We start from the raw sequence: 23,929 nt of genomic DNA, 5'->3' as shown, positions 1-23,929 counted from the left end.
AATAATTCCAGAAAGGAGATTGCGATGAGAGGGCTGAAAGATCTACAGGCAAGGGTTTCACCGAGGAGTGGATTGTGCGTCAGAGACGGGCTGTATGCGGCATTCGTCGTGAGCCTTGTTCTTGTTTTTTCGACTCAACAGAGTGCTGCGGAGTCTTATGATCTTCAATTTCCTTTAGGGTTGAAAAAGGAGTTAGCGGTCATTCCGGACGACAATCCCTTGACGAAAGAAAAAGTCGAACTCGGAAAATTGTTATTCTTTGATACGCGTCTGTCGAAAAACGGCAGTATTGCCTGTGCCAGTTGTCACATTCCGAGTCTGGCTTTGACGGATGGTCAAGCTGTCTCAACGGGCATCCATCGTCAGCAGGGTGGCCGCAGTGCGCCAACGGCTATCAATCGTGTGTTCAGTTCCGGACAGTTTTGGGATGGACGGGCTGCAACACTTGAAGAGCAATCCGTTGGTCCACTCACAAATCCTGTAGAGCACGGGTTTGCGAATCATGAGGAAGTCGTGGCAAAGCTCAAGAGCATTCAAGGGTATGGGCCACTCTTTCAGAAGGCTTTTGGATCTGACATCTCCAGGCAAACGATTGGGAAGGCCATCGCGAGTTTTCAACGTACGCTCTTGTCAGGCAACAGTCCGTTTGACCAATACAATGCAGGGGGGAATGAACAGGCGCTTTCTCCCGAAGCGAAAAATGGCTTAACACTTTTTCGCGGCAAGGCGCTGTGTTTTACCTGTCACTCAGGAACCAATTTTACGGACGAGAAATTTCATAACCTTGGAGTGGATTGGGATCACGAACATGTGGATGTAGGCAGGTATGTGGTGACGAAGGACCCCAAGGATATTGGAGCGTTTAAAACGCCTACGTTGCGAGAAATTTCACGAACGGCACCGTATATGCACGATGGTCGGTTTAGCACCTTACGACAGGTAGTCGACTTTTATGCTCGAGGCGGAATTGATAATCCACGAAAAGATCCACTTATTCAACCGTTAAAACTTTCTGAAAAAGAAAAAGCCGATTTAGTAGAGTTTTTGCGATCACTGAATGGCGAGGGTTGGCAGGTGACTCCGCCGACTCACTTTCCCCAGTGAAGGTTGCCGTGATCGTGATGTCTCATTGACATACGTGAAGCGAAGACATTGATGTGGCAAGAAAGGTTTTCAAGGGTTCTGCAACGGTGAAGATGGCTAGACGATCAGGCTGTCTGTTGAATCTTTCTCATGTGCGGTACCAAGATGCCTGGGACTTTCAACGGGCTTTACTTCAAGAACGAGCTGAGGATCGCTGTGCGGATACCATGTTGCTGGTTGAGCATGAGCCAGTGTTTACATTGGGTCGAACGGCGAAAGACGAGCATTGGAAAAGAAGTCTTGAGTCTCTGGCAAGCCAAGGATTTGGGCTCTATCCCATTGAACGAGGCGGGTCCGTGACGTATCACGGACCTGGGCAAGTTGTGGCCTATCCGATTGTTCGGTTACGTGATTTCTGTCAGGGACCCAAGGCCTATGTTGGAATGTTGCAAGAGGTGATTCTTCGTGTCTTGGCTGAATGGAATATCCGAGGCAGGCTGAAGGAGAAATTCCCGGGAGTGTGGGTTGAGGAGCGTGGCTCTGACCTGACAAAAATTGCTGCGATTGGCGTTCGTATCACAAAGGGCGTAACCATGCATGGATTGGCCTTAAATGGGAATGTCGATCTGAAACCGTTTGAGTTCATTACGCCGTGCGGGATTGAAGGGTGTCAGGTGACCTCGATGAAAAAAATCCTTGGGCAAAAGGTAGATACTCATGCTGTACGAGAGCGGGTCGCCTATCATTTTGCTGAAGTGTTTGGGATCAAATGGACGGAGCGTCGTCACACACTTCCACGTATGAAGTCTGGTTCATGCCTGTCTGTCTTGTGATGAAAAAAAGTGCAATGTCTCAGAAGTCAAAGGTTCAAAGGTTCACGTTTCATTTCCTTACTCATTTAACTGGTAAACATGCTGTTGATCGTGTTTCCACGACCTTTTGTTTGTTATATCCCCCATCCTCCACTGATCTGAAGATTCGCCCCTGTCACATATCGTGCCTCATCGGAAAGTAGATACTGAACGGCTGAAACGATATCTGCTATCTCTCCGATGTACCCGACTGGAATTTTCTTTTCGATGCCATCAAGTTCACTTGCTGGAGAACTACCTGAATCAATATACCCTGGAGAAATGGCGTTAACGGTGATTCCGTCAGGCGCCAGCATTTTGGCTAAAGTTTTGGTCAATATTACGACTCCGGCTTTAGCAATATAATGAGCGGTGACATGAGATTGCGCTTCCATTTTGTCGACATTAGCCATTCCAAAAGAAATAATGCGTCCATACTGTCGAGTGCGCATGCCAGGCGCAACAGCTTGCGCGAGGTAAAACACGGGATCCAAATTATTATGGATCATTTCGCCCCAACCGGCTGGAGTCTCTTCAAATAAGTTCACTCGGTGATAAGGTCCGGCCCCATTAATAAGAACGTCAATCTGTCCCCAGGCGGTTTCCACCTGATGGACGAGGTTCTGTACCGATGCCGGGTCAGAGACGTCGCAGCGAATAGCCATGGCCCGGCCGCCCGACGCTTCAATCGTGTGTTTGGTGTGCTGGGCATCTTGCTCGCTTGTCCGGTAGCAAATGGCGACTGACCACTGCTTTGCGCCTAAGTCCAAGGCAATCCCCTGGGCAATGCCTCTGGCTCCACCAGTAATGAGTGCGACACGATTGGGCATATGTTCTCTCCTCTTGTCCAAGATTCTTTTTATGGAGCATTGAAAACTTTACGCAGCCGCATTGTCAGGATGCGTCGTTTGTGACGCGTCTCTTGGCTAAAAGATTTTTCTTGCTGGTACGAGATACACGTTACGATCTTGCGCGTTATGTATTTTGATGGTCGAGGGGTAACTCAAGACAAAAAAGGCTACAAACTGGCTTCATAAAGCTGCGGAACAAGGCTTCAAAGGCCCTGTTAAATAGGGGTACTCGGGTTGCCGTTTTGCCTTGCAAACAGTGTTGAAAGTGGTGTTGCGGCACTTAACGTATGATATTTCCCCTTCTGAGGTCTGTGGCATCTATTCAATTACGCTCATACTGGAATGGAAGAAGGCTATTCATGCTAGGTTTGTGATGGGGTCCTGTCCAGGTCCCAGAATTCGTGTGATACGAACACCAGTTTTGGTGATTGTGTAGTACACTGAATGCGGCTCATATTCATAACGGCGGTATTCTTTTTTTACGTGGGAATAATCTTTCCCCATCCTTGGGTTATTTGCCAGCGTTTCAAAACAGACTTCTAATCCATTGACGTAATTCTGGGCCGGCTCCAACCCAAAGTTGAGAATGGAATATTCATAAATCTTGTCAAACTCTCGCTCAGCCTTTTTAGTGAGCTGGTAAGTGGCCATTTTTTCGTAAACGCTTTTCTACATTTTTCATGATGTCAGGAATTTTCTGTTTGCTGATACCACTGGCTTCACCCTCTTCCAACATCTGGCGAAGTTGAAGGACAGCTTCTTGCCGTTCCTGATCGCGCCGGACCAAATCACGGAAATATTCACTGTCGTTATTGTATTGGCCGGACTGAATACGGGCTTCTATCCAGCCTCCCATCTCATCTGGCATAGCAATGGTTTTACGGATCATGGTCTTACCTCCTTTTCAGAACAGTATAACACAATGTATGAACAATTCATACATTTCCCCATGGCCGCAAGTTGTGTGGTACTAAGGATCTAACCCAACAAAGAGACGAAAAGTTGCACAGGATTTCGTCTACTCTGTTGAAATAATTATTGAATCGTTGAATTTTCAACTTCCGTTTTTTGTCAACTTTTGAGGGTCGAAAAACGGGGGCAATCAATTGCTGGATTCTTCAATAAAAGCAATTATGTATACAAATGGCTAGGCTGCTTTCAAACCGTGTGTTGATTTAGACCCAGCAATGGGATACGTCTATTCCCGATTGACTAAACGCGTTCCGAGGGTTTTGAAGACTTGCCCGGTTCGTGAAGAGACTGCCTTCTGCAATGAATTTGGAGATTCCTTGATGTAAAATTGCAAATCTTCAATCGTATCCAGGTCTCGTTGTACAGGTAAAAGGGTGAGTGAGAGTCCGAGATCGCTGGCCTTTTGCTTGGTGAGCGCAGTCACCTGATGCGTTGACCATGGAATATCGAAAAATAACTCAGGATTCGGTTTTTTCAAGCCAATTAAATAATATCCCCCATCGTGCGATGGTCCGATTACGACATCATGTTTTCGAAGACCTTGCACTGCCTGCTGGATAATTTCGCTGGAAATGGTGGGAAGGTCACTCCCAATCATGACCGCGTTCGTATAATTTTTAGTAAATGCCTCAGAAAATGCATGAGCCATTCGTGCGCCAAGATCGTCATCCGGGATTTGTTCCCACAGCGCTATGTGTTGTCTGGCCGAAACGGCCTGAAAAAACGGATGTTGTTGAGAAGGAGCACAGGCGAGAATACGATCAACGCCTTGGAGATTTTTGGTGCGTTCCAGCGTGTCCATGACCAAACTTCCGTGTAGCGTCGCGGCTTCATCCGGTGTGAGCGGTGGACACAATCGAGTTTTGACGGACCCTGGAACGGGTGATTTGGCGAATACAATCAACGCCGACTCGGGAGGCTTGGGAGATCTTCCCCTTTTGTTGTTGGGAAATTTCTTTTTGGAAGGTTTAGCGGACTGTGCCATAGAATTGGTGCAAGGTGTTTGGACTGACTCCGATCCAGTAGAGAAATCTCAGGGTCCACATGTGCAGGATCGTGCGCAGTGGCCCATGCTGTTCCCAGCGGCGAAAAGAGGTTGTGACTTTTGATCGAAGAGAAATCACCGGACCCACGTGCCTCAATCGAGAGCTAAATTCGATGTCTTCCATGAGCGGAATATCTGAAAACCCTTTCAATTGTCGGAAGGCCGTGTATCGAACAAACATGGCTTGATCACCCGTGAAAATCTGACTCCATCGAGAGCGCCAATTCATCATTCGGCTAATCAGCCAAGCATATCCGCGGTCCATTTCGAATTGCACATCAAAACGGCCCCCGACGTATTCTCCGCTGTGCATGGCCTCTTCAATACTCTGACGCGCCTCTTTGGGCAGGCGGGTGTCGGCATGTAAAAAAATGATGATATCAGATTGCGCGGATAGCCCCCCTGCATTCATTTGACACGCCCGACCTTTTGCCGTGGTCAGGAGTTGACCGGTTTGGGGGTAGTGTGTGGCAAGGTAGGTTTGAGCAATTTCACGCGTCCGATCCTGACTGCCTCCATCGACAATGATGACCTCATCCATGTGAAGCTGGGTTAAGTTGGACAGGGTGCTGGAGAGTGTGGCTTCTTCGTTCAGGGTTGGAATAATGACTCCAATCGTCATGGTCGTAGTCTGAAGGCGCCAGTACGTAATCGAGAAGCCCGGGATTGAAATATATGTGTCAGGCTATTGTCCGGAGGTTGGAGCCTTCTGAGTTTTAAACATGAAGTAGACGACCATCAATACCGTGCCCCAATATATGACGTAGATATGCCAAAAGAGGACCTCGCCAAAGTGAAAAAAGGCTAATCCGCATAATAGAGCGAAGGTGATGACCAGATAACGAATGGTGGAGTTTTCAATAGAAGAATGAGCCCAAAGTGCCATGCCGCCAAAATAAATAAACATTGGAAATACGGTAATTTCGGCACCCGTTTGTGCAGCGAGAAAGACTTGAAGGAATCCAATAAACACCATGGCTGAGCCAATCATCTTCATGGCGACACGCATTTGCAGATTGTCATTGTCATCAAGATCCTCGTTGCTCTGAGGTCGTTGTTGACGAACGGGGGGCGGCGGAGGCGGTGGTGGTGGCGTGGAAGTTGATTTTTGAGGATCTAAATCAGATGTCATGGTTACCATTTAAAGTGCTTGCTTAAGGTGAGTCCCTGTTGGTGATACGACGATCCCAATGTGGATCCGTATAACTTTGTGGGAAGATTCATGAGCTTTTCATAGATGACTTTGAAAAATGTTTGACCGTCATAAATAAGAAATGGGACATCGTGTGGGCGAACTTCTAGCACGACTTGCGTCCCTTTTCGTTTTGCCGTGACCATGCCAAATCCAGGGTCGAAAAATCCTGCGTAATGTGTACGAAGTTCTCCGCAGGCCGCTTCATAGGCCACCATTTCTGAGGCATACCCTGCTGGGACCTGGATTCGTTCTTTCGATGCGAGAATGTAAAACTCTTCGGGTTCAAGGAGTAGGGTATTCTTGGCATGACGGGAAATCGGTTCCCAAAAATCAAAGGCGGAATAATAGCCAATTTTTTGTAAATCAATCACATGGCTATTTTTTTTTGCGCGATAGCCAATGATGGCGTCACCCTCATCGGGAGACCCTTGAAGATCGACACTCAGAAACAATCCGTGGTTGAGGTGGATGTCTCGGGCTGGCAAGGACTTATTCGGACGATTCGCTTCTCCGTTTTGATAGAGCAACGGGGTTTTTCGATGCACCGCACGGAGATCGGAGTCCGAGACGGTCGGTCGTCCGATGCTGAGGCGCAATTGGTTCAACGATAACCCTGTTTGGACACGGATCGTAAACGAACGTGGGACAATTTCAAGATAGAGCGGGCCTTCATAGCCTGGACGGATTTCATCAAAGCCCACATTTCGGTTCGTAATGACCCGCGTAAAAATATCAAGCCGTCCCGTGGAACTTTTGGGATTTGTTCGTCCTCGAATATTTTTTGGTAGTTTGAGGTGTTCCAGCAGCGGGATGAGGTAGACATGGCCTTTTTCGAGGATTGCTCCGTCGGTAATGTCCATGTCATACATGACCAAATCCGATTGAAACGCCGCTTCCCAATGTGCGTGAGATCCAAATGTGTCGGGATGTTCAGGAAGGAAACTACTGATTAATCGGTAGGCTTTTCGCCCAAGCCGCAAATCAAGGCTTGCGGGTTGAAACTGTCCTTCGGTAATTGGAGTGGTCGAAGAGATCACGCCATCGGCAGCCAGTTCCTTGAGGCGCTGGTAAGGAAGAATCCCTTGTTTTCGTGGTCCCGGCATTAGAGGTCGTCCAGAGCTCCTGATCCGCATGAGGAACCATTGGTGGTATGCGCGCCAACCATTGGAAGCTCACGTTTGTTTCCTTGGTCTGGTTGCGGGTAATGATAGGTCTTATTTTCGTAGTTTTTAAGTACTGCGCCCTTCTCATCCAGGTGCAAGAGATAATCGCTGGGGAGAATTGGGATTTTTCCACCTCCACCCGGTGCGTCAATGACGAAATGTGGGACAGCCATCCCGCTCGTATGACCTTGGAGCGCTTGGATAATCTTGAGTCCAGTTTCCACCGTCGTCCGGAAATGGTTTGTCCCCTTCGTCAGGTCAGCTTGATAGAGATAATACGGTTTGACGCGGGCGAGCAACAGCTTGTGCATCAATTGTTTCATGATCTCAGGGTCATCGTTGACGCCTTTCAGCAGGACGGTTTGTGCGCCTAACGGGACCCCGGAATCGGCCAAGCGTCCGCAGGCTTCTTTGACTTCCGGCGTCAGCTCATCCGGATGATTGAAATGCAGATTCATGTAAATTGGGTGGTATTTCTTGACAATTTCACAGAGTTCCGGCGTGATGCGTTGCGGGAGCGTACCCGGAACTCGTGTGCCGAACCGTATAAGCTCTAAATGTGGAATCGTTCTTAGGGCTTTTAATATACGTTCAATCAAGTGGTCCGGCAGGAGTAAGGGGTCGCCGCCAGACAGAATCACATCCCGTACTTCAGTGTGTTCTCGCAGGTAGGCAATGGCCTGATCCAGTTCTCCCTTTTTTAAGAATCCAGGTTTTCCCACCAGTCGTTTTCTCGTGCAAAACCGACAGTAAATGGGGCATTGATTTGTGACCATCAACAGAACACGGTCGGGATATCGATGGACTAAATGGGGAACGGGACTATCGGTGTCCTCCTCCAACGGATCATCGGGAGCATCGATATCATCAATTTCGATGGCTTCAGGAACGACTTGCTTCCAGATAGCATCGCCCTTTTCTTTGATTGTCGCGAGCACTGTCGGTGTGATCCGCATGGGATAAGGGCCTACCACATCTTCGATTTCTTTGGGGTCAACGCCAAGATGTTTGGCTAAATCCTTCGGCTTCGTGATGCTGTCAGCAAGAATGCGTTTCCAATCGTCCATATTGAGTTCCTCACTCTATCGCAGTTCGCAAAATCCTCATCGAGTGCGTAATCGTTATGCGCCTTCAGAGGATTGAACGGATGAATGGTCATCAAGATACGATAAGATGTCGTGCGTTTCGGTGAGCACGGTTTCGTTATCGACTAATACCGGAACGTAATACTGTCCAGATACCTCATGGACCTCTGTTCGCGAAAGTTGAAAGTCTGGAACAATCACGCTGTCGTAGGCAATAGCAAGATCCTCCAGCTTCTTCGTGACTTCAATACATTCCGGGCACCAGGAAACATGATATAGCGTCATAATCTCTCTACAGGGTAAAGTGAAAGTTGCAATGTGCAAAGTGAAAAATTAAAGACCGAGAATAATTGCCATCATTTGGCCATTGACATTTTTCAGTTTTCATTATCTCTTGTCCCACATGGCATCATGACGGCATCACGCATGCCATGGATAATTTTTTTATCTTTTGGGCAAACAGTGGACAGTATCCCCGCAAGCTTCGCTTCATCACCCTCGACACAGTAGTATGGTGAAAGACGAACTCGGCCGGTCATCGTAGTCCAATCGCGTTGTTGCTCGTCATAGTACTCAACGGTGTAGAGTCGGCCTTTATGAAATTCTTGGAGGATGTAGGGCGTCGTGGAAAATGACTCCAATCCATGATCAATAGTCTGTGCCCACTCAGCTTGCGAATGGTCGTGACCAATAGTGACACCCCGACTTCCCCAAGCCAGTTCAGAAAATCCAGAGGGTTTCACAACGTATTGGCGCTCTTTTTGACTTGCCGTACCGAGCACACGCCAATCAGAAACCGGTTGCGTGCCCACTGTTAAGCCTGGGATGACTCCCATGGGCGGAATTGGTCGAGGGTCAAGTACCCATGTATGTGGCATAAGTCTTTGCAGCACCTGAAACGTTTCATCAGCCACGTGAGCTTTCCAATACTGTTCTAACATCGGATGGTGAATCAAGGCAAAAGCCAATTTTTCCTCAAGCCACGGCTTATAGGGTGGGGTCACAGCCGTCAACCCTTTCTTTGCAGCATACATCAATAGTTCAAATTTCGGTATATTCGGTAAATCAAAGAGCTCAAAAAAACGATACACAAGCGAAACCGGCCGTTCACCAAAGTGGGAAGGAAGGAACAGCCCATCATCGCGAAAGCGAAGATCCTGTGGGTGCACACAGGCCACAGCTAACCCTTGGTTTTTCAACTGAGCCGTGAGCCACTGCATTTCCGTGCGATACGATTCGGACTCATCCGAGACCACGATGGCAACCGTTGGTGAAGGGTCTTTTGCGCGGGAACGCAGTATGGACGCAAAGCCTTGCGGCAGTCCATCGGCCCCCCCAATGACATGTTCGCCCAGTTCGCCATACGTGTGTGCCAAGCTTCCAGTGAGGCCCATGCCGCCTGGAACAGAATCTAGTTCGGTCATGATCATGCCAGTGTCTGTTGGGATAATATCTGGCCGTATAACATCGGGAAGTACGTTTTTAAAGCGGTTCATCCTGGCAAAGGCAAGGAGAGCCTCAGGCTTGCCTTGATCAAAATACTGATGGATCCAAGCCGGTTGCTGACCTTTGACGCTTTCCAAGTATAGGCGATTCAAAGTCCGATAGAATGTCAGTAGGTGGTGGCCGAGCTGCTCAAAAAATGTCACTTCGGCTGGGGTAATGTGAAAGGGGGAACGGGAAATTCTCCAGGAATTGGCCTCGCCTTCTAGAAGTAAGCCATCTTTGATTAGGGCATTCCGAATGAAATCGTGCCGAGTTGAACCGTTTTTTTGCACGGTTGCACGAGAGATAGCTGGGCTTGGGGAAATTGTTCCCGTTGGTGTCATGAGATTATGCTTTTTTACTGGCTGAGTGGATTTCAAACGATGGAACCCCTCAACGTATAGAGTCGAGATATGAGGGGCTGTGTTCTCGTGTGCTCGTGTCGGGCATTTGGATTACGTTCGAGGGAACCTGTCTCCACAATAATGTTGCGGCTTACGTATAATCGTAACATGAGCCTTCCAAGTCTCACAAGGTAATGGGGTGAATGAAGATTGGTTCTTGCTCGAAAGCCCTCGCGACGATTAGGATGTTAGGCGATGAAAAACTCTTGATTTCTCAGTATTACGGTGGGTATGTCAACGTCAGCGGTTCCACAAATTGTTCCCTCTAAGGCTTGCTTGAATTGTAAGGTCTGTTGTCGATTCCCAGAGCCTGAGAGTTTTCTCCGTCCGTTTTTCACGAAGCTTGAAATACGGCAAGCGGTGAAAGGTGGGGTCGATTCAACCTTTTTCCCAAATAGAGAAGGTTGTCAAGTTGACGTTGTGCCGCACCCGTCAGGAGACGGCTATCTCTGTCCCGCGTTTGATCCTGAGACATCCCATTGTCGTATCTATAATGTTCGTCCGCTAGACTGTCAGATTTACCCCTTTGTTCTTATGTGGGATCAGCAGCATGAGTCGGTTCTTTTGGGTTGGGATACCAAATGCCCATTTTTGTGGCAATCGGAGAGCGAGTATGAACCTCTTCTGGATGTGTCGAGCCTCCCCGTCTTGCCAACGTTGCCATCTGAGATGATGAATGCCGCGCATCAGTTATGTGCGCAATTAGAAGACGGCGATTTGCCTTTGCGTATTAAAGCCTACCCACATCTCGTGACACCGTTTCAGTCCGATGTTGTGGTTCTTCACCCGTTGCCTCAACTCACGCACGCTCTTCGCGCCGTGGATTAATTCACACGTGTCACACCTGTTCACTCCGCTCACCGTACATGACCGTTTAAGGTTTGAGCAGGCATTGACGTGCTCACGCGAAGGCGGGACAACTTCACTGGCAACCTGGGCCTTTGCTCCGCATATGATTTGGCAGGACATGTTTGCATATGCATGGGCTGAAATCGATGGATGGTGGTGTCTGTTTGCCGAATATCGCGATGGGGTTTTCATGCCGTTACCTCCGCTGGGTCCCCTACCTCAGGGCGTGTCGCATACCTCTTGTGCGTTCAAGGACGTAGTGCAACATGTTCTTGAATACATGATGACACACAACAAAGGCTCGGCAGTGACACGGATCGAAAATGTACCTGAAGAGCTGAAGCCTCGATTTTCTGAATTGGGGGTTACCCTCCGAGAGAAAGATCCAGACTATCTGTATCGTCGTCAAGATCTCGTGGATCTGAAAGGTAATCGATATAAAGCGCCTCGGGCGGCCTCTAATCGGTTTTCGCGAGAGAATCGAGCGCAGTATCGATCATATGACGTGATGGATCGAGATGAATGCCTGGCGCTCTTTCATCGTTGGACTGCGCAGAAAGAAGCGCAGCATGTACGGGCCGGTACGCCTAGTGACATTCTGGCGCGATACATGTTGGAAGATGCCGAGCCATCGCATCGTTGTATCTTGCAATCATCGGACGCATTGGGTCTCGTAGGAAGAGTTATATGTGTTGATGGAGCGATTCGCGGGTATACGTTTGGGTATGAGCGATCTCCAGACGTTTTCTGTATATTGGCCGAGGTTGTAGACCGGACGCTCTCTGGGGCCGCGCAATTTTTGTTTCGAGAGTTTTGTGGAGACATGGAAGCATATCCCTTTATTAATACGATGGATGACTCCGGTCTTACGAGTCTCGCTCGTTCCAAACGGGCCTATCATCCCGTTCGTATGCTCTCCAATTTTATTGCAACTCCGTAATTGGTGCTTGTTCTCGTTCTTGGCGCCTCAGTATAATCAAGGTTTAATCTTACAACGGGAAGGTTATGACATGATGGGAAAATACGTATGAAGGGTCAAGAATTAGGGATTGAGCAATATCGGGTATCGGAGAAGCCGTTTTATGAGGAAGTGAACGGTGAGAAAGCCCTCTTACGAATAGCCGCTGATAGCAAAATGCCCGTTATGCTGAAAGGTCCGACCGGATGCGGCAAAACCCGTTTTGTTCAACATATGGCCCATGAGCTTGGCCGACCGTTGATTACCGTTGCTTGTCACGAAGATTTGACCGCGTCGGACCTTGTCGGCCGATATTTGCTCAAGGGGGAAGAGACGGTCTGGGTTGACGGTCCGTTGACATTAGGGGTCAAGCATGGGGCGATCGTGTATCTCGATGAAATCGTCGAGGCCAGGAAAGATACCACGGTGATCATTCATCCGCTCAGTGATGATCGTCGGTTTCTTCCACTTGAAAAGAAAGGCCAAGTTCTTGAGGCAGTTGATGACTTCATGTTGGTGATTTCATACAACCCAGGCTATCAAAGTGTTTTAAAAGAATTGAAGCAAAGTACGAAGCAGCGTTTTGTTGCGATTGAGTTTTCACACCCCCCGAAAGAGATTGAAGTTCGCATCGTTGAACATGAAGCACAGGTCACCCGTGATGTGGCGGTGCGTCTGGTCAAGCTTGGCGAAAAGGTTCGCAATCTGAGAAGCCATGGCTTGGAAGAAGGGGTCAGCACGCGGTTGCTCATCTACGCCGGTACGTTAATTCGTCAAGGTCTGCCGCCTGACCGAGCCTGTGAAGCGGCTGTCACGCGACCGATTACCGATGATCAAGATATGCAACGAAGCATTCAGGAACTTGTTAAAGCCATATTCTAGCCAGGTGTGATCGGGTCCTGGTAATCAAGAATGATGAATAGCTGCAATAGCCATTCGATGTTGTGGTTTGTTTTGTCTTTCCTCGTAGTCTTCCAATCTCTCATTCTAAAATTTCATCCTATAGCCGTTCCCATATACTTCCGTCTGTACGACGTGTGTTTTTGCGCTGTGTACATATTGTAATTCGGCTGGAAGTTATTTGGTTTCGCTATAGAGTCTAAAGGCAATTTCTTTGGTTGTCAGTCAACTCTCGTCCTTCATCATATGTCTCTCTATTCAATTTGTGGCGAATATTCAATCTTGGTACAGTTTCGTTCCATCAGACAATTGTATGTTTTTGGTACGAACATGAGGTGCGTACGATGCAGACGATAACGTTTCCTCGAATACCCGTCTCGCAAGGGTTCCTTGTTGGAATTCTCGTGGCGCTGACCGTTGTGTTCTTTTTACTAGATGTGTCGTTTCCACTTGGTGTGGCTGGAGGGGTTTCGTATGTGACCGTTATATTGATAACCGTATGGCTTCAGGGCATGCATGCGACTCTTGGAGCGGCGATTGTCTGTACGTGCCTGATAGTTTTGGGCTATCTCTTTTCACCCGAGGGTGGAGAGCGTTGGAGTGCTCTTACGAATCGAATGCTGGCGGTCTATGCCGTCTGGGTGACAGCTGTCTTGATGATCCAATGGAAGAATAGCGGACGTCGTCTCGTTGAAGAGCGATCGTTGCTCAGGCAGGTCGTCGACATGATTCCGCAGTGGGTGTTTCTGCAGTCGTCCGATGGGCAGATTCTGTTTGCCAATCAATCCATGGCAGATTCGTATCAGACCACTGTTGAACAATTAATGGTGAAGGAGCCTTTCGTCATCAGTGCTAATCCCGTTGTTGGGAGTAAACATGAGCAGCTGAATCATGAGGTGCTTAGCACTCTCAAGCGTCAACAACTCGTAGGCGAACATGTTTCGACCGTTGCTCAGGGACTTCGTATCATGGATTTTGCTAAGCAGCCCTGTCATGTGGTGGGGAAGCCTTGCGTACTTACGGTTGGCATTGATCAGACCGATCGCCAAACAATGTATGAGGACCTGCTGCTAACGCAACGCATATTTAACAATCTGTCAAGTCAAATTGCGATTGTGGATTCGCAGTATTGTTACCGACGGGTGAATGCCGCGTATGAGCGTCTGCACGGTATTCATCGTCATGAAATTGAAGGCATGTGGGTTCGAGACATGCTCGGGGAGGAAACGTTTTTCAACATTGTGAAGCCAAAGTTTGATGAGGCGCTGGCCGGCAAGGAAGTATCCTACGAGTCATGGTTTACCTTTGCGCATGTGGGTGAGCGGTATATGTTGGTAACGTATTCACCGCTCTATTCCGAATCGGGTGAGGTCCATGAAGTGCTTGTCGATTTGCGTGATGTGACGGAAAAGAAATATGTTCAGCGGGAGCTCCAAAAAATCGAAAATCGATTTCAAAAATATTTTGAATCCGGTTTGGTTGGGATGACCATTTCCTCGCAGGAAAAAGGTTGGACGGAAGTGAATGATCGCGTATGCGACATGCTCGGGTTCACTCGTCAAGAATTAGAAGAAAAAGATTGGAATGAATTTACGCATCCAGACGATCTACTCATCGATAAAAACCTCTTTGAGCAGGTCGCGTCGGGCGTCATTGAGTCCTATTCGATTGAAAAGCGATTTCTTCACAAGAATGGTTATGTGGTGCATACGAATCTCTATGTGAACAGTGTCTCGAATTCCTCGGGGACTGTTGAATACATCATGTCGATGCTTGAAGATATCACCAAGCGTAAGGAGGCCGAAGAGGCGCTCCGCACCAGCGAAATGACGCTCAAAAGTTTTTTCGAAAGTTCTCCGATGATGATGGGTATCGTCGAGCTTGTCGGTGATGATATTCTCCACATTTCCGACAGTGCGGCGACTGGCCGATTTTTCGGTGTCGACCATAAAGCCATGCAGGGCCGTTTTGCGAGTGAAATGGGGATTGCGGCTGCGGATATTAACAAGTGGATCGATCGTTACCGAGAAAGCCTGGATGCTGGCGGGCCAATCCGTTTTGACTATCAGCTCTATTTCCATGAACGTTCCTATTGGCTGTCGGCGAATGTGACACCGATTGATTGGGGGCAAGCACTACGGCCACGGTTTGCCTATGTGGTTGAAGACATTACAGATCGAAAACAATCCGAGCTGGCTCTTCAGCAGAAGGCGCTGGTGTTTGATACGATTTCCGATGGAGTCATTCTGACGGATTTAGAGGGGCGGATTCTTGATTGGAATCCAGGTGCGACGGAGGTATTTGGCTATGAAAAAGATGAAGTGCTTGGGCATACGCCAGTCATGTTGCACCACCCGGATGTGGCGGGCGTTCTGACGAAACAAGTGCTTGACACGCTTAAGACGGAAAAGTTGTGGCGTGGGGAAATTCAGTTTATTCGAAAAGACGGAACTCACGGTATTGCAGAGACGGTGGTCGTGCCTTTGTATGGACTTGATGGGACGATGATCGCGACCGTTGGCGCAAATCGTGATGTAACGGTTCGGAAACAGGCTGAACGGGAGTTAGAAGAGGCACTGAGAACATTGAGCAAACAGAATACGTTACTTCAGCAAGAGGTGGAAGAACGTACAAAGTTGGAGGAAGAACTGCACCGCTATACGGCTGGTCTTGAAGCTGAAGTCACACACCGGAGCGAGCGTATTCACGAACTTGAGCAACGGCGCATGCAAGTTGAAAAACTCGCATCATTAGCCCAGGTTGCTGCTGGAGTGGCGCATGAGATTAACAATCCTCTTGCCTCCATTGGACAAGCGATGCTTTTGGTGAAGCAGGCCGTCGATCCAGCCCATCCGTATTTTGAATACACCGGACGTATTGATGAATGTGTCAATCGGATGGCACGTATCGTGCGGCATATGTATGATTTGTATCGCCCCCAACAGTCGGAGCTGGTGGTGCAGAACATTGTGCCAATAGTAGACACGGCTATGAATATTATGTTGCCAGTTGCAGGGAAATGCCAGGTGTCTATAAAATCTCTGCTTCCCCAAAGCGCGATTCATGCTGAATGCCTTTCGACAGAGCTGGTGCAGGTTCTCTGTAATTTAATTCAAAATGCCCTGGATGTATCGGCTCCAGCGCAAGTGGTGACGGTGAGCATCATGGTGAACGAACAGACGCTGGCCTTATCGGTCTCAGATCAAGGGGCAGGTATCCACCCAGATATCGTCTCACATATCTTTGAACCGTTTTTTACGACAAAAGGCAATCAGGAGGGGCAAAGTCTAGGGTTTGGGTTAGGGTTGTCGGTCTCCCGGAGTTTGGTTGAGTCGATGGGCGGGATCCTAGACTGTACGTCGAACGGAATGCAGGGAAGCGTATTTACGGTGACGCTCCCGCTCGCGCAATAAGTCAAAGGAGGATTCGTCATGGACATGGACGGCACGATACTACTGGCTGACGATGAAGAGACGTTTGCAAAGGCAACGAAAACGCTTCTCGTAGGTGAAGGATATCAGTGCGATACCGTCGGAGATGTACGAGAACTTTCTTTGGCATTAGAGGAGAATGACTACGATTTACTCATTACGGATCTCAAGATGCCTGGAAATCGCGTAATGGAGATGGTGGATGAGATTCAGACTCGTTCGAAGATTCTCCCGGTCATTGTCGTGACGGGGTTTCCCTCCCTTGCTTCAGCCGTGGACTCAGTCCGCCTGAATGTTCTTGAATATATTGTGAAGCCGGTCGACTATCCCCGCTTACTTCAATCTGTTCGAAAGGGAATTGCCTTCAAGCGTCAATTGCAAACGGTCCGCTCGGTTCGTGTGTTAGCGCGACAGCGATTAGATGAGTTGGAAGATATTGAGCATGCGCTGTTGACATTTAAGAATATTGATGAGGCACCTTCAATCGATACGATGACTGACGAGTCGCCTGTCTCGAAACTACAAGGGCAACTTGAGGAGGTTGTGACGTATTTAAAGACCCAGTCTACCTCTGCCGGGCAACCACAGGCTACGGTTCCTCAAACTGCCGTGATGTCCGATTATTTTCAATTACGTGAAGGAATTTATGAGGCCATTCAGGTGTTGCAACTGACCAAGGGAAGTTTTCGATCCAAAGAGCTTGCGAATCTCCGTCTCAAACTTCAGGATCTTCTGAAAGAAACATCTCCCAATCCGTAGAAGGTATGGTGGTTCGTTGTATCCGTGTTGGTCAGAGCGAGTACGCTGTAGGGGAGTTTATTGTGATGGGGTTACTGGAATGATATCCGTGATTTTCAGAAAGTCTAATGTCTGCTTCACAGGGCCGTCGGCAACACAGAGGCTTAAGCCTTTGTGAGGGGTTTCACATTTTTGATGAGCGACCATCAACAGGCCTACCGCCGTACTATCAATAAACATCACCTTCTGTAAGTCGATCACGATTTCTTTCGTGTCTTCTTCTAGAGCCAGTTGAAAGGCCGAAAGAAACTCATGGCGCTTTTGTGAGTCAAATCGACCCCAGAGCGTGATTATCGTGCGATTGTTTTCGGTAGTGAGTGTATAGTCCATGTTGCATCACCAGTGAACACTCGGCAGGGCAGATCTCTCGCATTTCTGTCCACCAGTGATGAAACTGCTGCGTTCTTAAGAACTTGTCGGTTGCATCTGCTGCTTCCTAAAGAACTTGTAACCCAGCTGCTGTGATTTGTACCCTTCTACAGAGCCGATGTCAAGATATTGTTATTATCAAGCATTTTCTTATGTGGATTCGGGCTAGTCTTCCCTGCGTAGCCTTTAATGTTATCGTCCAACACGCCGATAAGAAAGAGAGGGACACTTATCGAGACACGTGTTTCAGCGGAGCATGCCCATGATCCCGAAAATATTGAATGATCCACTGTACCAGTTGCTTCGTGAAGGGAAAGTGAAAGATTTTAATGACCGGCGGGCGCTTGGAGAGAGCATTGATTTGACAAACTGTGACTTTCGAAACGTTGATTTGCGGGGCTTGGATGCGAAGGGACTCGACTTGCGCGGTTCCTATTTTCGTCAGGCAGACCTTCGTGGGGTGGATCTCTCTGAAGCACAATTAGAAGGCGCGAGTATTAACGGTGCACATATTTCTGGAACCTATTTCCCTAAAAACTTGAGTGCAAATGAGATTCTTCTCTCGTTTCAACATGGGACTCGAATGCGGTATTCATCTTAACGCATCTCGAAACCGCCCACGGTCCGATGGTGTCGGTCCTACCAAAAATCTAAGTCAAAAGATTTGAAGCTTCAAGAATTCACCCTTCCTACCATCCGTTTCATGTGAAACGTGTCATGCCTTTGTCTAATCGAAGTTCACGCATTGACACCATTTTACTTCTCAACTTACACTCCAATTCCAGTACGATGTTAAAGGAGTATCGATGACGCATCCACACAATATTATCGCAATTGTCTACGATTTTGACCATACGCTCAGCCCGCACTATATGCAGGATCACACGATTCTTCGGCATGCGGGGATCGATCCCAAAGAGTTTTGGCCCAGTTGCACGGCATTGATACAAGCAAAGGGCTATGATCAAGAGTTAGCCTATATGAAGCGGATGCTTGAGCATGAGGCCATTCGTGCGCTGTCGAACCAGGATTTGAAAAACATGGGAGCCGACCTGACATTCTTCCCTGGGGTGCCGGAATGCTTTGAAGAACTGAACGCTCTGTTTACCCCGCAGGAGTATGAGGAACTCGGAATTCGATTAGAGCACTATGTGGTGAGTTCAGGACTGAAGGCCATTCTCGATGGAAGTCACATTGCAACGTATGTGAAAGCCATTTTTGGGTGCGAGTTTGACGAAGATAACGGACATATTAGTTTTCCAAAGCGTACGATCAGTCACACGCAGAAGACACAATTCCTGTTTCGGGTCAATAAGGGGCTGTTGGATTTAGATCAAGATGTCAACGATCATATGCCTGAAGAGATGCGCCGCGTGCCATTTCGTCATATGATTTATGTCGGGGATGGACCGACGGATGTCCCATGTTTTACGCTCATGAAGAAAAACGGAGGATTTGCTGTTGCCGTCTATAATGCGGAAGATGACTCTCGACGCTCGTTTGAGAAATGCTATCAATTGGCTCACCATGCTGAGCGAGTGCATTTTATGGCGCCGGCGGATTACCGGGCAGGAAGTCATTTGCGGTTAATCCTGGAACAGCATGTCAAGGAAATTGCGAACGGGGTACTCGAGGAACGTCGGCAAGGGGTGGAAAAAGCTCGTGTTGCCGCACCAACGCCGTAATCCTGTTATGTATCAATCGTGAATAATTCGAGCATTTCTATCTGTGAGCGATGTCTGACGAGTGTGATAGCCGACTTATGTCACGTGCGCGAGTTGAGAGTTTGTCCGGCGCGGAGTTCGAGGGCTTTTCCTGTTTGGAGTACATGTGGATTCGCTCTATCCTCGTATTGTCTACGACTGTTGAGGTAACATAGGAATAGCAAGAAGAAATATTTCAGACCTTCTCTGCTATCTATGAAAGTCGGGAGGTGCGATATGGGTTTCTCGTATACACATCACATACATCATAATCTTCAATCTCGGTCCTGGATCGTACGCACGTTTCTGTTTGTTCTGGTTGGTATCATGATGATAAGCCAGCAATTGTTGGCTCAAGACCCCTTTGGACCTATTACGCCGTCTCAAGACTTAATGCAGGACTCTCCAAGCCTTGCCTTTGATCAGAAAAATTGGAAGCGGCCTCAAGGAGTCTTTTCCTGGATTGCCATGGCGCGTGGCTATCAAACTCCATGGGATTCACATGGTCGGCCAGGGTGGCTAACCGATGATGCCTATGTTGAACCCGTTGATCCAGGAGTTTCAACGTTTCCCCCAGACACACCGGAAATTTTTATCGTTTTCGAAGGACAACCGCTTGATGCGCCAGGGCAGTTTGCTGCGGCATGGCACCCGCTCGTCGATGGAAAGCCCGTTGGCAAAGAGCCGTTGGGGCAAGATGTGATTGAATTAGAAATGAATCAACGATATGGGTACTTCATCATCTCTCCGCCAAAAGAAAAGTGGGACCCTGGACAATATCTCGTCAATATTTACTACGGAAGTCCAGGGCAAGCGTTGCATGCAGTCAACATAATGGGAACCATGACGTTCACGATTCAAGAATAGGGTGTTGCGGAGCTTCTAGGGAGCATGCTGGTCAGACTTAGGTTTTGCGTCGTCCTTTCTTGAACCCATGCTCTACCCACCGTTCGAGCAGTTGTAGCCGTTTTTTGAGTTGACTAACGGTTGCCTGGTTAATTGCCGTTCCTGTCGCGTCCTTCAATGCTGCGTTGACTTGCCAATGGTCAAGGCGATCTCGGCGGGTTAACTGAGATACCAGTTGTTTATGGCGATCGCGCAATGCGTTTTTTTGTTCGTAGAGAGTCAGTTCAGGCTCTGGTGCCACTACGGCAACTGATTCCTTTGCCTCGACCTCAGTCGTGGGTGGGGGTGGTCGGAAGAAGTTCTGTTGCGACTCAGGAACTTCAGGGTGTGTCAGGAAAAAGGCCCCTCCAATCCATTCATCCGCATGAGCGACTCCACCTAATGGCTCAAAATCATCTTCCTGACTTTCTTTTCTGTTCGATGGAGCGAGAGGAGGAAGGTCAAAGAGCGAAGATTGCTCCTTTAAGGCATGACTTCGTTCTTTCGTAATCTGCTTAGCAAAGCTCACGATTGTCGGATCCTGTGAAATATACAGGTACGACTTCCCATCCTGGCCTCCATCTTCGTTCACTCGAACAAATCGTCCTACGACTTGGCGAAAGTACATCTCCGTTAAGACATTGGTGGCATAGACCCCGACCCGCAACCGGGGGATATCCACTCCTTCGCTGACCATGTTCACGGCGACTAACCACCGGTGCCGGCCACGAGCAAACCGTTGGATCGTTCGGTTGGCTGTCGGATCGTCCGAGACCGCGACTTGTGCCCGTTCTCCTGTGAGGCGTTGCACCAGGGCGGCGATATCTCGAGCATGACTTTGGGTCATTGCCACAATGAGCCCTCCGGCATTGTCATGGCCCGCCGTGCGGACAGTGGTAAGGCGGTCGTTCGCATCCTGAATTACCTCTCCCAGCCAACTTTCTTGGAGTAATGCTGTCCGGAGCCGTTCACGACGCCATGGTTTTTTGACTCCATCTTTAAAGGTGGCGTGTACCGTTTCTCCACGAGATGTCCAAGCCAGTTCTCCCTCATACGACGGAAAAATCACCGGTCGACAGACGCTATCTCGAAGGGCTTCAGGATAGCCATATTGAAAGTCTGCGATACTGCGGCGGTCCTTGTCGTAACGGACGTACGGGATAGGGCTATCGTCGGTGCGGAATGGGGTGCCAGAGAGTAGGAGTCGCTGAACAGCCGAATGAAACGCGACCTGTAAGGCCTCCCCCCATTCTTTCCCTTCGCCGGCATGATGAATTTCATCAAAAATTACCAGGGTTTTGCTTCGAAGAGATTGAGCTCGATAGCGTTGAGGTTCGAGGCAGACTTGTTGATAGGTTGTGGCCAGTCCATGAAAGTCGGTCGCTTCTCTTTCCTGTTGGTTAGACGATGCAGGATCAAGATGGAGTCCTTCAAGGTGAGCGGCTTTGGCCCACTGTTCACGTAAATGTGTCGTCGGACAGACGACAACGATTCGATGAGCCCTTCCACTGGTCAGTCCATCGTGCGCGACACGTAATGCCAAGCGCGTTTTTCCTGCACCTGGGGTGGCAACGGCTAAAAAGTTTGCCGTGGGATGAGAGGAGATTAATTGAAAGGCCTCTTCCTGCCAGGGGCGCAACGGAGAAGTCCAATGTGGTAGAGCGTGCGGCATTGAAAGCGTATGTTTTCGAGTTTTGCGGTAAACAAAAAAGGCGATACGATACGGAATTTGAGACCTGAGCGCAACTGGCGATGATGATTGGAATCAAATATGAATGTCGGAGTTTTTCGTAGTCTAGGGTTTTTTGTTCTTGGATGTCGTTGTGTCGTCGTTCATATGTTTAATGAATGATCAGTCTTGGTTAATTTTGAAGCCAGCATAACAGAGTAAAGTTGGCCTCTTGATCAATTTCAATGTCGCATCTGCATCAGTTTTCGTGAACAAACTGATTGCTAATGCTGATCAGTAACTTTATCACGAATTTCTGTCTCGTCGAATGATCGAAGCGGCTTCTCGAGGGGTCTTGAGTCCTAATAGCCGTACTTGAGCCAAAACCTGAGAAGGCGTGAGTGGTGTGTGAGTTTCCACACTCGATTCGATAATAGCCACGACTTCTCCTTGTAGAGATCGGTGATGTTTTACAGCTTGTAGACGAAGTCGTGCCATCAAGCGATCTGGCACGTCTTTAATCAACAGGTTTGTAGGCATGACCAACCTTTAGTTTGCATCTATTTTAGAGCAAATGTACTGTATTATTTTCTGCCAGACAAGAATATCAACAACAAACATTTCATCGTATCAGAGTGTTGTAATAGAAATCTTCTGGGTGCCTATCCTTGACTAATTTGCTGCGACGATATCCAATAAACACAAAAGAGGTGGGTTGAGAAAGCGTGTACCTCATGGGTAAGCCAAGCGAACTCCAGGAAGGTAACGGAATTCGGTATTCTGATACACGGTCTCGTCGAAATAATGGAGTCGATTAATAATCCTGTCTAATTTCAAAGATAAAGTTTCTCTCCACTTCTGAGTGGATTGGAAAGAACTCATCATGTCAGAAGTATGCTTCCTCCCATGGGCTGGAATTAGTCAAAAACTTTCAATTGGTCATGTAAATGTTGTGCCTTGGAAAGATGTCCGCTCACGCGTTTCTACAGCCGATCAAAAATATTTAGACACCTACTTTAAGCGACACCTTAATTATGATGGCCAGCCTATTCAGCATATAGCGCTCCTTTTCGTGGGAGATAATCCGATCAAGCAGCTGAGTGAGGAAGAGTGTAGGGTTATCAGACGCGCCGTCGATGCTCTTATTTTTGCTGCGGTCACAACTTCCCTGAAAAGGATAGTCGAGAGTGGTAACATGACTGGAGGCTTTCCTAACAGTGAAAGGTTTCAACTTGTCTTTCAACGATTCAATTATTCCGACGAGTTCGTTGCAAATAGGAGTGGAGGTACGCTTCACATACGGGAGAAGGAGAGTTATCATTGTTATGCCCCTTCTGACGCAGGCAGCTCGTGTTACTTGCCCAATGAAGAGCTACTCATGGCGTTGGGGAAACTTCTAACTCGTCCAAGGCAGGCGCACAAGAAAGACCGAATTTACCGAGCATTGGAGTGGTTTCGATTCGCTCACTCTGGCAACGACCAAATCAGTGATCTGTCTCGAGTCGTTATGATGGCGACCGCCTTCGAGATTTTGCTCGAAATAGGCCCAGGGTCACAAAAGCGGAAAGAAATGACCGAAAAACTTGACACCCTCACCAGGTTAGATAATCTCAAGAAGAAGACGATCAAATTTGGCAAAAAGCCAAAACAGAAGCAAAAGGTAAATGTCGTAGCCGCATGGATCAACATCTTCTACAATCTGCGTAACAAAATCGTTCACGGAGATAAAATAAAACCACGTCAACTCGAATGCCCAGTGCCTAATGTTTCGTGTCTAACGCAGTTACATGTAGCCGCACTTGTCGTTTGGGAGTCAATGAGTTGGGAATTGTTTAGCGATAGACTGCTCGGCCACGAGGATAGAACATATGCCAAATCTATCTCTCGCCTATGCGGGGAGAAACACCCTAAAGAAACGTTTGTCCGTAAAGCATTTGCTGTTAGGTTCGGACTCAATGAGTATCACACAAAAATGTGCTGGACGAAAACTTCGCAGAGCCCTTAGCGTTAGGGCAAAATGTAACCGACTGCACTATTTGGATACATAGACTCATCTGACCTCTTAATCACGCGTTTAATGACTTCGACCAAAAAGTAGAATATACTGAATAGCCTTGCCGCATTTGTCATTTTCAAAGTATTCGGGAATGTTTCTAAGTCACAAGAAACATGAAGAAGTTGAGGAATCGTGGTTAAGATGATTTGGCATTGCAGGGATATACTGCATACGCAA

General features: G+C 48.1%; 24 protein-coding genes. 11 read left to right on the top strand and 13 right to left on the bottom strand.

Going from position 1 to position 23,929, the window contains the following annotated elements; all coding sequences use genetic code 11:
* Positions 1-24 precede the first annotated feature (24 nt).
* Positions 25-1,104, top strand: a complete 1,080-nt coding sequence (locus tag ACWHX8_RS18900; RefSeq protein ID WP_447969690.1) for a cytochrome-c peroxidase — start codon at positions 25-27, stop codon at positions 1,102-1,104.
* A gap of 92 nt (positions 1,105-1,196) precedes the next feature.
* A complete protein-coding gene (gene lipB / locus ACWHX8_RS18895; RefSeq protein WP_447969689.1) occupies positions 1,197-1,916 on the top strand; it encodes a lipoyl(octanoyl) transferase LipB in 720 nt (239 codons plus the stop codon).
* A gap of 113 nt (positions 1,917-2,029) precedes the next feature.
* On the opposite strand, the gene ACWHX8_RS18890 is transcribed toward lipB, so the two are convergent.
* The 10 genes from ACWHX8_RS18890 to ACWHX8_RS18845 all read right to left on the bottom strand — a co-directional run bounded on the left by ACWHX8_RS18890 (position 2,030) and on the right by ACWHX8_RS18845 (position 10,074).
* On the bottom strand, positions 2,030-2,764 hold the full coding sequence (locus tag ACWHX8_RS18890; protein WP_447969688.1) for an SDR family NAD(P)-dependent oxidoreductase: 735 nt from the start codon (positions 2,762-2,764) through the stop codon (positions 2,030-2,032).
* Between the two features lie 378 nt (positions 2,765-3,142).
* Positions 3,143-3,436: a type II toxin-antitoxin system RelE/ParE family toxin gene (locus ACWHX8_RS18885; protein WP_447969687.1), complete on the bottom strand. Its 294-nt coding sequence runs from the start codon at positions 3,434-3,436 to the stop codon at positions 3,143-3,145.
* Entirely contained in the window at positions 3,414-3,674 is a 261-nt protein-coding gene (locus ACWHX8_RS18880) for a type II toxin-antitoxin system ParD family antitoxin (protein WP_447969686.1), read from the bottom strand. Before ACWHX8_RS18880 ends, ACWHX8_RS18885 begins: the two co-directional genes overlap by 23 nt.
* Before the next feature lie 309 nt (positions 3,675-3,983).
* Positions 3,984-4,742: a TIGR04282 family arsenosugar biosynthesis glycosyltransferase gene (locus ACWHX8_RS18875; protein ID WP_447969685.1), complete on the bottom strand. Its 759-nt coding sequence runs from the start codon at positions 4,740-4,742 to the stop codon at positions 3,984-3,986.
* A complete protein-coding gene (locus ACWHX8_RS18870) occupies positions 4,726-5,424 on the bottom strand; it encodes a TIGR04283 family arsenosugar biosynthesis glycosyltransferase (RefSeq protein ID WP_447969684.1) in 699 nt (232 codons plus the stop codon). The genes ACWHX8_RS18875 and ACWHX8_RS18870 overlap by 17 nt, the downstream gene beginning before the upstream one ends.
* A 63-nt stretch (positions 5,425-5,487) precedes the next feature.
* Positions 5,488-5,943 carry a hypothetical protein gene (locus ACWHX8_RS18865; RefSeq protein WP_447969683.1) on the bottom strand — a complete coding sequence of 152 codons (456 nt, stop codon included), beginning with the start codon at positions 5,941-5,943 and terminating at the stop codon, positions 5,488-5,490.
* Positions 5,937-7,100: a 2'-deoxycytidine 5'-triphosphate deaminase gene (locus tag ACWHX8_RS18860; RefSeq protein ID WP_447969682.1), complete on the bottom strand. Its 1,164-nt coding sequence runs from the start codon at positions 7,098-7,100 to the stop codon at positions 5,937-5,939. The genes ACWHX8_RS18865 and ACWHX8_RS18860 overlap by 7 nt, the downstream gene beginning before the upstream one ends.
* A complete protein-coding gene (locus tag ACWHX8_RS18855; RefSeq protein WP_447969681.1) occupies positions 7,100-8,227 on the bottom strand; it encodes a KamA family radical SAM protein in 1,128 nt (375 codons plus the stop codon). Before ACWHX8_RS18855 ends, ACWHX8_RS18860 begins: the two co-directional genes overlap by 1 nt.
* Before the next feature lie 54 nt (positions 8,228-8,281).
* Positions 8,282-8,530 (bottom strand): glutathione S-transferase N-terminal domain-containing protein, encoded by a 249-nt coding sequence (locus tag ACWHX8_RS18850; RefSeq protein ID WP_447969680.1) that lies wholly within the window; start codon positions 8,528-8,530, stop codon positions 8,282-8,284.
* 92 nt (positions 8,531-8,622) lie between these two features.
* A complete protein-coding gene (locus tag ACWHX8_RS18845; RefSeq protein WP_447969679.1) occupies positions 8,623-10,074 on the bottom strand; it encodes a hypothetical protein in 1,452 nt (483 codons plus the stop codon).
* A 291-nt stretch (positions 10,075-10,365) separates the two neighbouring features.
* Here ACWHX8_RS18845 and ACWHX8_RS18840 point away from each other — a divergent pair, with 291 nt between their 5' ends.
* The 5 genes from ACWHX8_RS18840 to ACWHX8_RS18820 all read left to right on the top strand — a co-directional run bounded on the left by ACWHX8_RS18840 (position 10,366) and on the right by ACWHX8_RS18820 (position 17,031).
* Positions 10,366-10,962, top strand: coding sequence for a YkgJ family cysteine cluster protein (locus tag ACWHX8_RS18840; RefSeq protein ID WP_447969678.1), 597 nt, complete (start codon positions 10,366-10,368; stop codon positions 10,960-10,962).
* Between the two features lie 7 nt (positions 10,963-10,969).
* A complete protein-coding gene (locus tag ACWHX8_RS18835; protein ID WP_447969677.1) occupies positions 10,970-11,923 on the top strand; it encodes a phosphatidylglycerol lysyltransferase domain-containing protein in 954 nt (317 codons plus the stop codon).
* Positions 11,924-12,010: 87 nt separating this feature from the next.
* Positions 12,011-12,823: an AAA family ATPase gene (locus ACWHX8_RS18830; protein WP_447969676.1), complete on the top strand. Its 813-nt coding sequence runs from the start codon at positions 12,011-12,013 to the stop codon at positions 12,821-12,823.
* A 362-nt stretch (positions 12,824-13,185) separates the two neighbouring features.
* On the top strand, positions 13,186-16,254 hold the full coding sequence (locus tag ACWHX8_RS18825; protein ID WP_447969675.1) for a PAS domain S-box protein: 3,069 nt from the start codon (positions 13,186-13,188) through the stop codon (positions 16,252-16,254).
* Positions 16,255-16,272: 18 nt separating this feature from the next.
* Positions 16,273-17,031, top strand: coding sequence for a response regulator (locus tag ACWHX8_RS18820; protein WP_447969674.1), 759 nt, complete (start codon positions 16,273-16,275; stop codon positions 17,029-17,031).
* A gap of 57 nt (positions 17,032-17,088) precedes the next feature.
* On the opposite strand, the gene ACWHX8_RS18815 is transcribed toward ACWHX8_RS18820, so the two are convergent.
* Positions 17,089-17,400 (bottom strand): STAS domain-containing protein, encoded by a 312-nt coding sequence (locus ACWHX8_RS18815; RefSeq protein ID WP_447969673.1) that lies wholly within the window; start codon positions 17,398-17,400, stop codon positions 17,089-17,091.
* Positions 17,401-17,701: 301 nt separating this feature from the next.
* Between ACWHX8_RS18815 and ACWHX8_RS18810 the strand changes: the two genes are divergently transcribed.
* From ACWHX8_RS18810 to ACWHX8_RS18800, 3 genes are all read left to right on the top strand, one after another.
* Complete coding sequence (locus tag ACWHX8_RS18810) at positions 17,702-18,040, top strand: pentapeptide repeat-containing protein (RefSeq protein ID WP_447969672.1); 339 nt, start codon at positions 17,702-17,704, stop codon at positions 18,038-18,040.
* Between the two features lie 205 nt (positions 18,041-18,245).
* A complete protein-coding gene (locus tag ACWHX8_RS18805; RefSeq protein ID WP_447969671.1) occupies positions 18,246-19,124 on the top strand; it encodes an HAD family hydrolase in 879 nt (292 codons plus the stop codon).
* A 255-nt stretch (positions 19,125-19,379) separates the two neighbouring features.
* Positions 19,380-20,009, top strand: a complete 630-nt coding sequence (locus tag ACWHX8_RS18800) for a hypothetical protein (RefSeq protein WP_447969670.1) — start codon at positions 19,380-19,382, stop codon at positions 20,007-20,009.
* 37 nt (positions 20,010-20,046) lie between these two features.
* Here the strand turns inward: ACWHX8_RS18800 and ACWHX8_RS18795 are convergent, their stop codons facing one another.
* Both ACWHX8_RS18795 and ACWHX8_RS18790 read right to left on the bottom strand, forming a co-directional pair.
* On the bottom strand, positions 20,047-21,699 hold the full coding sequence (locus ACWHX8_RS18795) for a DEAD/DEAH box helicase (RefSeq protein WP_447969669.1): 1,653 nt from the start codon (positions 21,697-21,699) through the stop codon (positions 20,047-20,049).
* 303 nt (positions 21,700-22,002) lie between these two features.
* Complete coding sequence (locus ACWHX8_RS18790) at positions 22,003-22,236, bottom strand: FitA-like ribbon-helix-helix domain-containing protein (RefSeq protein WP_447969668.1); 234 nt, start codon at positions 22,234-22,236, stop codon at positions 22,003-22,005.
* 343 nt (positions 22,237-22,579) lie between these two features.
* On the opposite strand from ACWHX8_RS18790, the gene ACWHX8_RS18785 reads away from it, so the two are divergent.
* On the top strand, positions 22,580-23,701 hold the full coding sequence (locus tag ACWHX8_RS18785; protein WP_447969667.1) for a hypothetical protein: 1,122 nt from the start codon (positions 22,580-22,582) through the stop codon (positions 23,699-23,701).
* The last annotated feature ends 228 nt before the right edge of the window (positions 23,702-23,929 follow it).

This window comes from Nitrospira sp. M1 (genome assembly GCF_965152605.1).
This window is presented reverse-complemented; position numbering and strand designations above follow the sequence as displayed.

Coding starts and splice junctions, on each gene's coding strand:
- ACWHX8_RS18800 (WP_447969670.1), top strand. CDS start 19,380: ATGGGTTTCTCGTATACACATCACATACATCATAATCTTCAATCTCGG.
- lipB (WP_447969689.1), top strand. CDS start 1,197: ATGGCTAGACGATCAGGCTGTCTGTTGAATCTTTCTCATGTGCGGTAC.
- ACWHX8_RS18830 (WP_447969676.1), top strand. CDS start 12,011: ATGAAGGGTCAAGAATTAGGGATTGAGCAATATCGGGTATCGGAGAAG.
- ACWHX8_RS18840 (WP_447969678.1), top strand. CDS start 10,366: ATGTCAACGTCAGCGGTTCCACAAATTGTTCCCTCTAAGGCTTGCTTG.
- ACWHX8_RS18850 (WP_447969680.1), bottom strand. CDS start 8,530: ATGACGCTATATCATGTTTCCTGGTGCCCGGAATGTATTGAAGTCACG.
- ACWHX8_RS18865 (WP_447969683.1), bottom strand. CDS start 5,943: ATGGTAACCATGACATCTGATTTAGATCCTCAAAAATCAACTTCCACG.
- ACWHX8_RS18870 (WP_447969684.1), bottom strand. CDS start 5,424: ATGACGATTGGAGTCATTATTCCAACCCTGAACGAAGAAGCCACACTC.
- ACWHX8_RS18795 (WP_447969669.1), bottom strand. CDS start 21,699: ATGCCGCACGCTCTACCACATTGGACTTCTCCGTTGCGCCCCTGGCAG.
- ACWHX8_RS18885 (WP_447969687.1), bottom strand. CDS start 3,436: ATGGCCACTTACCAGCTCACTAAAAAGGCTGAGCGAGAGTTTGACAAG.
- ACWHX8_RS18860 (WP_447969682.1), bottom strand. CDS start 7,100: ATGCCGGGACCACGAAAACAAGGGATTCTTCCTTACCAGCGCCTCAAG.
- ACWHX8_RS18825 (WP_447969675.1), top strand. CDS start 13,186: ATGCAGACGATAACGTTTCCTCGAATACCCGTCTCGCAAGGGTTCCTT.
- ACWHX8_RS18900 (WP_447969690.1), top strand. CDS start 25: ATGAGAGGGCTGAAAGATCTACAGGCAAGGGTTTCACCGAGGAGTGGA.
- ACWHX8_RS18845 (WP_447969679.1), bottom strand. CDS start 10,074: ATGACACCAACGGGAACAATTTCCCCAAGCCCAGCTATCTCTCGTGCA.
- ACWHX8_RS18815 (WP_447969673.1), bottom strand. CDS start 17,400: ATGGACTATACACTCACTACCGAAAACAATCGCACGATAATCACGCTC.
- ACWHX8_RS18875 (WP_447969685.1), bottom strand. CDS start 4,742: ATGGCACAGTCCGCTAAACCTTCCAAAAAGAAATTTCCCAACAACAAA.
- ACWHX8_RS18785 (WP_447969667.1), top strand. CDS start 22,580: ATGTCAGAAGTATGCTTCCTCCCATGGGCTGGAATTAGTCAAAAACTT.
- ACWHX8_RS18790 (WP_447969668.1), bottom strand. CDS start 22,236: ATGCCTACAAACCTGTTGATTAAAGACGTGCCAGATCGCTTGATGGCA.
- ACWHX8_RS18810 (WP_447969672.1), top strand. CDS start 17,702: ATGATCCCGAAAATATTGAATGATCCACTGTACCAGTTGCTTCGTGAA.
- ACWHX8_RS18805 (WP_447969671.1), top strand. CDS start 18,246: ATGACGCATCCACACAATATTATCGCAATTGTCTACGATTTTGACCAT.
- ACWHX8_RS18820 (WP_447969674.1), top strand. CDS start 16,273: ATGGACATGGACGGCACGATACTACTGGCTGACGATGAAGAGACGTTT.
- ACWHX8_RS18890 (WP_447969688.1), bottom strand. CDS start 2,764: ATGCCCAATCGTGTCGCACTCATTACTGGTGGAGCCAGAGGCATTGCC.
- ACWHX8_RS18855 (WP_447969681.1), bottom strand. CDS start 8,227: ATGGACGATTGGAAACGCATTCTTGCTGACAGCATCACGAAGCCGAAG.
- ACWHX8_RS18880 (WP_447969686.1), bottom strand. CDS start 3,674: ATGATCCGTAAAACCATTGCTATGCCAGATGAGATGGGAGGCTGGATA.